The organism is Mesorhizobium sp. A623 (genome assembly GCF_054489405.1).
In genome coordinates this window covers 98,079-109,341 of the sequence record NZ_JBTMXB010000015.1, presented here as the reverse complement: position 1 = coordinate 109,341, position 11,263 = coordinate 98,079, and the positions used below count along the sequence as shown (strand labels likewise).

10 protein-coding genes are annotated in these 11,263 nt (G+C 63.6%); 2 read left to right on the top strand and 8 right to left on the bottom strand.

Annotated elements, in window-relative coordinates:
• Positions 1-287: 287 nt before the first annotated feature.
• Complete coding sequence (locus ACX3P1_RS16895; RefSeq protein ID WP_459080755.1) at positions 288-1,442, bottom strand: PA0069 family radical SAM protein; 1,155 nt, start codon at positions 1,440-1,442, stop codon at positions 288-290.
• 139 nt (positions 1,443-1,581) lie between these two features.
• On the opposite strand from ACX3P1_RS16895, the gene ACX3P1_RS16890 reads away from it, so the two are divergent.
• Positions 1,582-2,085, top strand: a complete 504-nt coding sequence (locus ACX3P1_RS16890; protein WP_459080754.1) for a glycosyltransferase — start codon at positions 1,582-1,584, stop codon at positions 2,083-2,085.
• 31 nt (positions 2,086-2,116) lie between these two features.
• Here ACX3P1_RS16890 and ACX3P1_RS16885 read toward each other — a convergent pair whose 3' ends face one another.
• The 7 genes from ACX3P1_RS16885 to ACX3P1_RS16855 form a co-directional block, all read right to left on the bottom strand.
• Positions 2,117-3,055 carry an alpha/beta hydrolase gene (locus ACX3P1_RS16885; RefSeq protein ID WP_459080753.1) on the bottom strand — a complete coding sequence of 313 codons (939 nt, stop codon included), beginning with the start codon at positions 3,053-3,055 and terminating at the stop codon, positions 2,117-2,119.
• Positions 3,056-3,265: 210 nt separating this feature from the next.
• Positions 3,266-4,048, bottom strand: coding sequence for a carnitinyl-CoA dehydratase (locus ACX3P1_RS16880; protein ID WP_459080752.1), 783 nt, complete (start codon positions 4,046-4,048; stop codon positions 3,266-3,268).
• The gene (locus ACX3P1_RS16875) at positions 4,041-6,209 is read right to left on the bottom strand and encodes an acetate--CoA ligase family protein (RefSeq protein ID WP_459080751.1); all 2,169 of its coding nucleotides are present in this window, start codon (positions 6,207-6,209) and stop codon (positions 4,041-4,043) included. Before ACX3P1_RS16875 ends, ACX3P1_RS16880 begins: the two co-directional genes overlap by 8 nt.
• 1 nt (position 6,210) lies before the next feature.
• Complete coding sequence (locus ACX3P1_RS16870) at positions 6,211-7,374, bottom strand: acyl-CoA dehydrogenase family protein (RefSeq protein WP_459080750.1); 1,164 nt, start codon at positions 7,372-7,374, stop codon at positions 6,211-6,213.
• 171 nt (positions 7,375-7,545) lie between these two features.
• On the bottom strand, positions 7,546-8,625 hold the full coding sequence (locus ACX3P1_RS16865; RefSeq protein ID WP_459080749.1) for a carnitine 3-dehydrogenase: 1,080 nt from the start codon (positions 8,623-8,625) through the stop codon (positions 7,546-7,548).
• Positions 8,622-9,251, bottom strand: a complete 630-nt coding sequence (locus ACX3P1_RS16860; protein WP_459080748.1) for an HD domain-containing protein — start codon at positions 9,249-9,251, stop codon at positions 8,622-8,624. The genes ACX3P1_RS16865 and ACX3P1_RS16860 overlap by 4 nt, the downstream gene beginning before the upstream one ends.
• A 28-nt stretch (positions 9,252-9,279) precedes the next feature.
• Entirely contained in the window at positions 9,280-10,197 is a 918-nt protein-coding gene (locus tag ACX3P1_RS16855; RefSeq protein WP_459080747.1) for a beta-keto acid cleavage family enzyme, read from the bottom strand.
• Between the two features lie 76 nt (positions 10,198-10,273).
• Between ACX3P1_RS16855 and ACX3P1_RS16850 the strand changes: the two genes are divergently transcribed.
• Entirely contained in the window at positions 10,274-11,254 is a 981-nt protein-coding gene (locus tag ACX3P1_RS16850; RefSeq protein ID WP_459080746.1) for a GlxA family transcriptional regulator, read from the top strand.
• The last annotated feature ends 9 nt before the right edge of the window (positions 11,255-11,263 follow it).

Genomic DNA, 11,263 nt, shown 5'->3' with positions numbered 1-11,263 from the left:
GAAAAGCAGGCCGCATGACGCCACAAATCAATCTCCGGATTCTCCAATAGGCTGGAGGAAACACGGGTCTCAGGTCAATCCCGATGGCGGCTTAACTAGGCAGAAACCCACTTAGCGATACCTCAGAAACTGTTCAAACAAACAGAGCCACCTCTGCTTGCGGCAGATCCGGTTCTCCGCAAATCCCTCCCAACCCGTTGGGGGGACGGGCGGGAGGGGCCGTCTTGAGGCCGGGGAGGGCCGGACGGATTGCTTTCGAGCAATGCCTATCGACGGGCGCGAACCCGTCAAAGCAGCATCAATTGCGCATTCTCCTTCACCGACGCGACGAACTGGTCGGTCCGCAGCGTTCGCCTTTCCACATTCAGGCCGAGCCGCTTGGCGGCAATCTCGAAGCGCCGGCCGATCTGCCAGGCATAGGGACCGGCGCCCTTCATGCGCTTGCCCCACTCCGAATCGTAATCCTTGCCGTCGCGCATCGAGCGGATCAGCGACATGACATGCCGGTAGCGATCCGGGTAATGGCGCAGCAGCCAATCCTTGAAGATCGGCGCCACTTCCAGCGGCAGGCGCAGCACGACATAGCCCGCCTCGCGCGCGCCGGCGGCCCGCGCCGAGTCCAGGATGCGCTCCATCTCCGGATCGGTAAGACCGGGGATGATCGGCGCGACCATCACAGAAGCCGGGATGCCCGCATCTGAAAGCTGCCTTATCGCTTCCAGCCGCTTGGTCGGGGTCGAGGCGCGCGGTTCCATCGTGCGCGCCAGCATGCGGTCCAGCGTCGTCACCGACAGCGCCACCTTGGCTAGTCCGCGCTCGGCCATGCGCGCCAGAATGTCGATGTCGCGGGTGACCATTGCCGACTTCGTCACGATGCCGACCGGGTGGCCGCGCGCCTCTAGCACTTCGAGGATTTCTCGCATGATGCGGTACTGTTTCTCGATCGGCTGGTAGGGATCGGTATTGGTGCCGATGGCGATGGTGCGCGGCTGGTAGCCTTCCTTCGACAATTCCTTGTCCAGCAGGCGCGCGGCGTCCGGTTTGGCGAACAGCTTCGATTCGAAATCCAGTCCCGGCGAAAGACCCATGAAGCTGTGCGTGGGCCGTGCGAAGCAATAGACGCAGCCATGTTCGCAACCGCGATAGGGATTGATCGAGCGGTCGAAGGAAATGTCGGGAGAGGAGTTGCGCGTGATGATGGTGCGCGGCTTTTCCACCTGAACCTCCGTCTTGAACGGCGGCAATTCCTCCAGCGATTCCCAGCCATCATCGAAGACATGACGGCTGACCGGCTCAAAGCGGCCCGACGGATTGATCCCGGCTGCACGGCCGCGATTGCGGTCCGGCCGCACCCGCATTCCGCTCTGTTCGATCATCGCATTGGCCATCTCTGCTCTTCCAACCCCAAAGGCTGCAATGTCCGCGCGCGCGATCTGTTCCATTTTCGCCCTCTCGAAAGGGTTGTCTTCTGTTTGGCGAATCGCTGTTATCATGAAATTATTCCTATCCCTGACATGAGAACAAATCAAGAACTTTAACTCGAAGCTAGCGCCGCGCACGCCCTTCGGCTATGCGGGACGCATGCTCAGTGTGATTATCGAGACGGAAAATGACGAGGAGGGGCTGGCGCGCACGCTTGCCTCGCTGGTCGGCGGCTCGGTCGAGGGCGTCGTGCGCAAGGTGATCGTTTGTGACAAGGGCTCGACGGACCGAACGCGCGAAATAGCCGATCATGCGGGCTGCGTCCTGGTGGCAGGCGGGCTTTCGGCGGGCCTGGACACGATAAGCGACGAATGGGTGCTGCTGCTTGAGCCGGGCGCACGGCTTGCCGAAGGCTGGACCGAAAGCGTGGTCGGGCATGCGGCAAGACTGAAGGCGAGCGCACGGTTTTCAAGGGCAAAGGGCAGCCGGGCACCGTTCTTGTCGCGCCGCTTCTGGCATCCGCATGCGCTCGCTCAAGGGCTTTTGATCCTCAAGCGGCAGGCAGTCGTATTGTCGAAGAGAGCCTCCACCGCAGAGGCCCTTGCGCGGGGGCTGGCCGTAAGGACGCTGCGGGCCGAAATCTGGCCGGCCGCGCCGAAGTAAAGCGGCGGACTATCCGCTTATCGCGGCTGCCTCACCAGGCCCACTCGCCTTTGCCCAGCACGGCGACCGCATCGGCGATGCGGCTGAAGCTTTCACGCGCCCGGCCCACGCTATGGCGCGCACGCAGATAGCCGTGAACCAGGCCGGGTTCTTCATGCCAGAAAGCCTTGCCGCCGGCGGCAAGCAGGCGCACGCCATAGGCTTCGCCATCGCTCGACAGCGGGTCGCATTGGGCTGTGATGATGACGGTCGGCGGTAGGTCGGCGAAATCCACATCCTTCAGCGGTGTATAGGTGATGTCGCGGGAGACATCGGCGCCGCCGGTGCGGGCGTCCTTGTAGAATTCAAGGTCTCGCAAGGTCAGCATTGGCGCTTCGGCGTGGGTCACATAAGAGCCCTTCGTCTGGTCGCCGCCAAGACCGGGATAGATCAGCACCTGTCCGATCGGAGGGCGGCGGTGCCCGCGCTTGGCGTGGGACACGGCAGCCGTCAGATTGCCGCCGGCGCTGTCGCCACACAAAAGGACCGGCTGCGTATATGTTGCCAGCGCCCATTGGAACGCCGCCAGCGCATCGTCGAAGGCGGCGGGATGCAGATGTTCCGGCGCGAGGCGGTAATCGACCGACACGACCTCATAGCCGGTGCGGGCGCAAAGCTCGGCGCAGACATCGTCATGGCTGTCGAGGCCACCGAGGATGAAGCCACCGCCGTGAAAATAGAGAACGATGGTCGCCGGTGATTGGCTGCTTTTATAGATGCGGATCGGAATTTCGTGCGCCGGCGTGGCAATGGAAGTCGTCTGCGCGCTGACGCCGTCCGGGTAGCCGGCGAAGAATTCCCGACACATGCGGTCGTAAATCTCGCGCTGCCGGGCAATCGTGTAGTCGACCGTGTCGGGCGGATAATAGGAATTGGTGCGCTCGATGAAGGCCCAGGTTTCCGCATCGATGAGTTTCTTATAGTCGGTCATGGTCGATAGATTTGCGCTCCGTCGCGCCCCCCTCTGGCCTGCCGGCCATCTCCCCCGCGAGGGGGGAGATCACCTGGCCGCGCCTCTTCCGTTCATTCTGCAACTTTGGAAGTTGGCGGGGACACCCGAGCGCATGATCTCCCCCCTCGCGGGGGAGATGGCCGGCAGGCCAGAGGGGCAACGTAGAGCGCTGTCATTTCCGCTGAAGCCCTACTTCCCCTTCCAAACCGGCTCGCGCTTTTCCGCGAAAGCGCGAAAACCTTCCATATTGTCGTCGGAGCCATAGAGCGCGTCCACCGTCGGCAGCTGCCTTCTCGTCACCTTGTTCATGGCGTCCTGGAAGGTCAGCGCTTCGGCCACGCGCGCCGTCTCCTTGATGGCGGCGAAGACCAGCGGTGGACCGCCTGCCAGCAGGCGCGCTATCTCCCAGACACGCTCCTCGAGCTTGTCGGCGGGCAGCACCTCGTTGACCAGACCCCAGCGATGCGCTTCCGCCACATCCATCCAGCGGCCCGTGAGCAGAAGGTCCATGGCGACGTGATAAGGAATGCGCTTGGGCAGCTTGATCGTCGCCGCGTCCGCCAGCGTGCCGGCTTTGATTTCCGGCAGCGCGAAGGACGAGTGGTCCGACGCGAAGATGAGGTCGCAGGACAGCGCTAGCTCAAAACCGCCGCCGACCGCCATGCCGTTGACGCAGGCGATGACCGGCTTGTTGAGATCGCGCAGTTCCTGCAGGCCGGCAAAGCCGCCGACGCCATAGTCACCATCGACCGCGTCGCCGCCGGCAGCCGCCTTCAAATCCCAGCCGGCGCAGAAGAATTTTTCTCCCGCCGTTTTCACGATGGCGACGCGCAACTCGGGATCGTCGCGGAAGGCGCGGAACGTCTCGCCCATCAGCCGCGAGGTTTTCAGGTCGATGGCGTTGGCCTTGGGCCGGTCGAGCGTGACTTCGAGGATCGAGCCCTCGCGGCGCGTGGTGATGACGTCAGACATTTTCTTTCTCCCCAAGAACCAGTAACGCGTCGGCGATCCAGGCGCCCTTGCCCTGCGCGCAGACGATGAGCGGGTTGATATCCAGTTCTTCCAGCGCGTCGGCATGCTTTCCGACGAACGCGGTGATGCCGGCAATGGCGTCGATGGCCGCCGCGAGATCGGCTTTTTCCCGGCCGCGATAGCCGTCGAGCAGCGGAAACAGTTTTAGGCCTAGCAATGCGCTCTCGATGTCGTCGCGCGTAGCTGGCAACAGCAGCGTGGCACTGTCCTTCAGCAGTTCGACCAGCACGCCGCCGCTGCCCAGCGTCATCGTTGGGCCGAAGACCGGATCGCGGGTAAAGCCGACGATCAGTTCGGCCACACCGCCCTGAACCATTCGCTCGACATAGAGGCCGGTACCGAGGCCGATCAGCCGATGTGCCGCCTCGCGCACCGCGCCTTCATCGCGCAGATTGAGCACGACCGCGCCGAGTTCGCTTTTATGCGCGACGCCAAGCGCCTTGAGCGCTACCGGGAAACCCAGCTCGTGCGCTGCCGCCACGGCCTCGTCGGTGGACGAAGCTTCCAGCCCATTCGGCACGGGCAGGCCGGCCTTGCGCAGCATGGCCTTGGCTGCGGCTTCATCGGGAGAGCTTCTTTCCTTGCCCCCCATCGGGGGGAGAGGTGTCGAGGGCGGTAGCCCGAGACGGAGAGGGGGAGAGCGATGGGGATCAGCCTTCTCTCTTTCCGCCTCGCTTCGCTCGACACTTCTCCCCCCCATGGGGGGCGAGGAGGGCCGAGCCCACGCAGCTCCGATAAACGCCGCCGCTTCCGCGGCATCGAAGGCCTCGACGATGCCGTGGATCGGCACGATGCCGCGCCGCAGCAGGTCGACCGAATGCGCTTCCGGCAGGTTTTCCAGCATGGAGGCGACGATGGCGCCCTTGGCCTTATTGACTTTCAGCGCCGCCTTGAAGGCATTCACCGTCGTCCACCAGTCGGCGTCTGAACAGCGGTCCGTGCGCGGAAAATCCAGCACCAGCAGGTTGAGGTCGAAACCGCCCGACGCCATCGCGCCAAAGGTCGCGGTCATCGCCGGTTCGTCGTTCCAGATGAAGGTGTTGTAGTCGAGCGGGTTGGCAACGGCCACCAGCGGCCCGAGCGACGCCTTCACACGGGCGCGGTGCGTTTCCGTGAGCGCGGGGAAGAAGACCGTGCGGCCTTCCGCCGTGTCGGCCATCACCGACGCCTCGCCGCCGGAACAGCTCATCGACGACAGTCTTCCGCCGTCAAGCGGGCCGATGGCGTGCAGGAGTTTCAGCGTTTCGAGGAAGGACGGGATGGAATTGACGCGGGCGATGCCCAACCGCTTGAGGAACGCTTCCGAGCCGGCATCGGAGCCGGCAAGGGATGCGGTATGCGAGATGGTGGCGGCGCGCGCCTGTTCGGAGCGGCCAACCTTCATGGCGACGATCGGTTTTTTCAGCGCCCGTGCGCGGGCGGCGAGTTTTTCGAAGCCGGCGACCGAGTCGAACCCTTCGATGTGCAGGCCAAGGGCGGTGACGCGTTCGTCCTCGATCAGCCCCAGCGCCATTTCCGACAAGCCGGTCTGCGCCTGGTTGCCGGCGGTCATCAGGAAGGCGACGGGCAGGCCACGCGTCTGCATGGTCAGGTTGCAGGCGATGTTGGACGACTGCGTGATGATGGCGACGCCGCGTTCGCCGGGCTCCAGCCGCTTGCCGCCATGTTGGTCAGGCCACAACAGTGCGCCGTCGGCATAGTTGATTAGGCCATAACAATTCGGCCCGATGATCGGCATCGCGCCCGCTGCCTCGACCAGTGCCATTTGCAGGTCTGCGCCCTCGGCGTCGTCATTGCCGGTTTCGAGGAAGCCGGCCGCAAAGCAGATCGCGCCGCCGGTGCCACGCTCAGCCAGTTGCCGGATGATGTCGATGGTAAGATTGCGATTGACCGCGACGAAGGCGGCGTCGGGTGCGCTGGGCAGGTCCGCGACCGACTTGAACGCGGGTACGCCATGTACGTCCGGGCGGCTCGGATGCACCGGCCAGATGTCGCCAGCATAGCCCATTTTCAGGCACTGCTCGACGACATTGGTGCCGAACGCGCCACCGCCGATGACGGCGATCGATTTCGGGCGCAGGAGACGGTCAAGACGATGCATGTCAGCCGCCCACCGCCCGCAGCAGCGACCGCGAAATGATGTGCCTCTGGATTTCGGAAGTCCCTTCCCAAATGCGCTCGACGCGGGCGTCGCGCCAGATGCGCTCCAGCGGCAGGTCGTCCATCAGGCCCATGCCGCCATGAATCTGGATCGCCTCGTCGGCGACGAAGGCCAGCATTTCGGTGGCCTTGAGCTTGGCCATCGACATGTCTTCCTCGGTGACGGTGCCCTGGTCGTATTTCCAGCCCGCCTCGAAGACGAGCAGATTGGCCGCCTTCAACTCCATCGCCATGTCGGCGAGCTTGAAGGAAACTCCCTGGAATTTGCCGATCTGCTGGCCGAATTGCTGGCGCTGGGCGGCGTATTCGATGGAGTGGCCAAGCGCGCGCTCGGCGCGGCCAAGGCAGGTCGCGCCGACTTGCAGGCGCGTCGCCCCTAGCCATGAATTGGCGACCTCAAAGCCCTTGTGGACTTCGCCCAGCACCTGTTCCTTCGGGATGCGGCAGTCGTCGAATTCGAGGATGGCGTTGGTGTAGCCGCGATGCGAGACGTTGCGATAACCGTCGCGCACGTTGAAGCCGGGCGTGCCCTTGTCGACGAAGAAGGCCGTGATCTTTTTTCTTTTTCCGCGAGAAGTCTCTTCCTCGCCGGTGGCCATGAAGCAGATGGCGAAATCGGCGATATCGGCATGGCTGATGAAATGCTTTGTGCCGTTGAGGATGAAATCGTCGCCGTCCTGGACGGCACTTGCCTTCATGCCGCGCAGGTCCGAACCGGCTCCCGGTTCGGTCATGGCGAGGCAGTCCCATTTCTCGCCGCGAATGCAGGGGAACAGATATTTCTCGCGCTGCTCCGGCGTGCCTGCTAGCAGGATGTTGGACGGGCGCGCCACGCAGGTCCAGTGCAGCGCGTAATTGGCGCGGCCAAGCTCCTTCTCGTAGAGCAGCCAGGTCAGTGTATCGAGGCCGGCACCACCGACATCTTCCGGCATGTTGGCGGCGTAAAGGCCGGCCGCAATAGCCTTGGCCTGCAACTCCTTGATGAGTTCCATCGGCAAATGGCCGCTGCGCTCCACCTTAAGTTCGTGCGGATAAAGCTCGTTCTCAACAAAGGCGCGCGTGGTGTCGACGATAAGCTGCTGTTCTTCCGAAAGACCGAAATCCATGGCTATTTCACCTGTAAGGTTGGTTGTGCGTCCTTCGAGGCTCGCTGCGCTCGCACCTCAGGATGAGGACTGTTTGCGCAAACCTCTCTGTCCCGATGTTGTACACAACCTCCCTCATCCTGAGGTGCGAGCGCAGCGAGCCTCGAAGGACGCACGACGGGGTTCATGGCCTCAGGCCTTCTTCTTACCCGCTGTCTTCTTCTTCGGCTTGTCAGCCTTGGCCTTTTCGGCTGCCTTCGACACCTTGCTGGCCGCCTGTTTGGCGAGTTGCTTGGTGTAGTCCTTGTGCAGCGCGCCGGCGCCCCAGCCCTTGCCTTTGTTCTGCTTCGACAGCGCGTCCATGATCGCAACGAGATTGTCGTCGCGGATCTTTTCCAGCTCGCGGATCGACCATTTGTCGGACTGCTCGTCCGACTGCGTGGCGATCAGATCGACCAGTTCGTCGTTGAACTCCGGCACGTCCATCAGCTTGGTCCACGGCCATTTCAGGCACGGCCCGAACTGCGCCATGAAGTGTCGCATGCCGGCTTCGCCGCCAGCGACGCGATAGACCTGGAACATGCCCATCTGTGCCCAGCGCAGGCCGAAGCCATAGCGCATGATGTCGTCCAGTTCCTCGACGGTGCAGATGCCGTCCTTGATCAGCCACAGCGCCTCGCGCCATGCCGCTTCCAGCAGGCGGTCGCCGACGAAGGCTTCGATTTCCTTGCGGATCACCACCGGCTTCATACCGATGGAAGCATACATTTCCTTGGCGACCTCGATGGCTTCCGGAAACGTCTGCTGGCCGCCGACGACCTCGACCAGCGGCAGCAGATAGACGGGGTTGAACGGATGGCCGACCACCAGCCGCTCGGGGTGCTTCTTCATCGCCACCTGCATGTCGCTCGGCTTGATGCCGGAAGTGGACGAGCCGATGATGGCGTTGGCCGGCGCATGCAGGTCGATCTCGGCCAGCACCTTGTGCTTGAGGTCGAGCCGCTCCGGCACGCTTTCCTGGATGAAATCAGCGTCGGCCACGGCTTCCGCGATGGTTTTTGCGAAGGTCAGCTTGCCTTCCTTCGGCAGGCCGCTCGGAACCATCTGCTTATAGGCGCGGCGCGCGCCCTTCATCACTTCCGAAACTTTTCGCGCGGCTTCCGGATCGGGGTCGAAGATCGAAACATCGATACCGTTGAGCAAAAGGCGTGCGGCCCAGCCCGCGCCGATAACGCCGCCACCGATGGTGGCCGCTTTGGTGATGAGTGTCATGCCGAGGCTCCGCTTCTTTGTTTGGCTGTTTCCGGATCAATGAGCGGCACGCGCTCGCCCGCGCGGATCACCGCCGGGTCGTAGGCCTTGCGCGCAAATACTTCGAGCGCAAACGGCGCGAAGAATTCGATCGGCAGCGTGTCGTAGTCGGGGTCGAAACTGGTCTGGTCCCAGCGTTCGCAAAACTGGTCGCAATCGTCGTAGTAGGCGTGACCGGCGAACTTGTCGCGCGCATGCGGATTGCCGCCGGTGTGCTGGGCGTAATAGAGGCGCTGGAAGTCGCCGTGCTTTTCAACCACCCAGGTGCACTGTTCGCGCACGAAGGGTTTGAGGATCGCGGCAGCGTACTCGTCGTGGTTGTAGGGCGCATAGATGTCGCCGATGTCGTGCAACAGCGCGCAGGCGATCCAGTCGGTGTCGGCACCGTCACGCCAGGCGCGCGTCGCCGCCTGCAGCGAGTGGCCGAGCCGGGTGATCTTGTAGCCGGACAGGCCCTGATCGAGTTTCACCAATGCGTCGAGCAGGCGTTCGCCGGTCTTGGCGGCAAAGTCGGTCTCATGCTCGGTCAGAAAGGCGTAATCCTCGCGGTCGCCATCCTTCATCGCGGTGAATTTTACGGTTTCCATCCTTGTTCCTCCCCGTTGTCCGCTGCGCTTACGCCGCGAGCGGCGCGCGTTTGGTCAGGTTCAGCTTCTTGCGCACTTCTTCCGGGCCGATCACGCGTGCGCCCATGTTCTCGATGATGCCGCCGGCGCGTTCGACCAGTTGCGCATTGGTGGCGAGAACGCCTTTTTCCAGCCACAGATTGTCCTCAAGGCCGACGCGAACATTGCCGCCGGCCAGCACCGAGGCGGCGACATAGGCCATCTGGTCGCGGCCGATGGTGAAGGCCGACCAGTTCCAGGTCGAGGGCACGTTGTTGACCATCGCCATGAAGGTGTTGAGGTCGTTCGGCGCGCCCCACGGCACGCCCATGCACAGCTGCACCAGTGCGTCGGCGTCGAGCACTTTTTCCTCGACCAACTGCTTGGCGAACCAAAGATGGCCGGTGTCGAACGCCTCGATCTCCGGCTTGACGCCAAGCTTGGTCATCATGCCGCCCATGGCGCGCAGCATGCCGGGCGTGTTGGTCATGACGTAATCGGCTTCGTTGAAATTCATGGTGCCGCAGTCGAGCGTGCAGATCTCGGGCAGGCACTGGCGCACATGCTCCATGCGGTTGGTCGCGCCGCCCATGTCGGTGCCCTTTTCGTTGAGCGGCAGCGGGTTCTCGACATCGCCGAACACCATGTCACCGCCCATGCCGGCGGTCAGGTTCAGCACCACGTCGACGTCTGCCGCGCGGATGCGCTCGGTCACTTCACGGTAGAGATGCACGTCGCGCCTAGGCTTGCCGGTCTCGGGATCGCGCACATGGCAATGGACGATGGCCGCACCGGCCTTGGCGGCCTCGATCGCCGAATCGGCAATCTGCTTGGGCGAACGCGGCACATGCGGGCTGCGGTCCTGCGACCCGCCGGAACCCGTCACGGCACAGGTAATGAAAACCTCACGGTTCATGGCCAGCGGCATTTTTCTCTCCCTATCCAATCAGAACACGATCATTGCGCCACTTGCGGCAAAGTGCTTTGCGATTTACGAAAGGCATATGGCCAAAAGCGAAAAGCCGACAATCTTTCGCACCGAGCATGCGCCGCTGAAGGTGACGCTGCTGGTATTTTCCGGTTCATCCATCATGTGCGTGGCGTCGGCGGTCGATCCGCTGCGCGCGGCCAACCGCATCGCGGGCGAGACGCTGTTCGATTTCAAGCTGGTTTCGGTGACGGGCGAAGCGCCGGTCACCACCTGCGGTTTGCCGGTGGCGGTCAGCGGACGCTTCGATGCCGCGGCGGCGACCGACATGCTGGTCGTGGTCGCCGGCTTCGGCACGCAGAACTACGCCACGGCGGCGCTGCTTGCCGGCATGCGGCGCGCCGCCCGCATGGCCCGTGCCTGCGGCGGGGTCGAGGCCGGCACCTGGCTGGTGGCGCGCGCCGGCCTGCTCGAAGGGCGCGCGGCCACCACGCACTGGGAGGACATGGAGGATTTTTCGGCGGCCTTTCCGGGCGTAGACGTGCGCCCTGACCGCTATGTCATCGACGGGCCAGTGTTCACCTCGGGCGGCGCATCGCCGACCTTCGACCTGATGTTGCACCTGATCCGCTCACGCCTCGGCATGGCGGTGGCGCTCGATGTGGCAAGCGTCTTCATCTACGATCAGGCGCGCGCCGCAACCGACGCGCAGCCGCTGGTGTCGCTCGGCCGCCTCGACGGCTACGATCCAAGGCTGGCGCAGGCGATCCGGCTGATGGAGGCGCATATCGACCAGCCGCTGACCATCGCCACCATTGCCAAGCGCACCGGCGTTACGCCGCGAACCCTCGAAAGCATCTTTCGAAAGTCCATCGGCGAGACGCCCGGCGCGTATTATCTGCGGCTGCGCCTGAACGCGGCGCGGCGGCTGGTGGTGGATACGCGCATCGCCATGGCCGACATCGCCGGGCGGACGGGATTTTCGTCCGCCGCGGGTTTTTCCAGGGCGTTTGCGCGGGCTTTCGGTGAAGCGCCGATCAGGTTACGGCGGGGGTAAGTGCAGGAT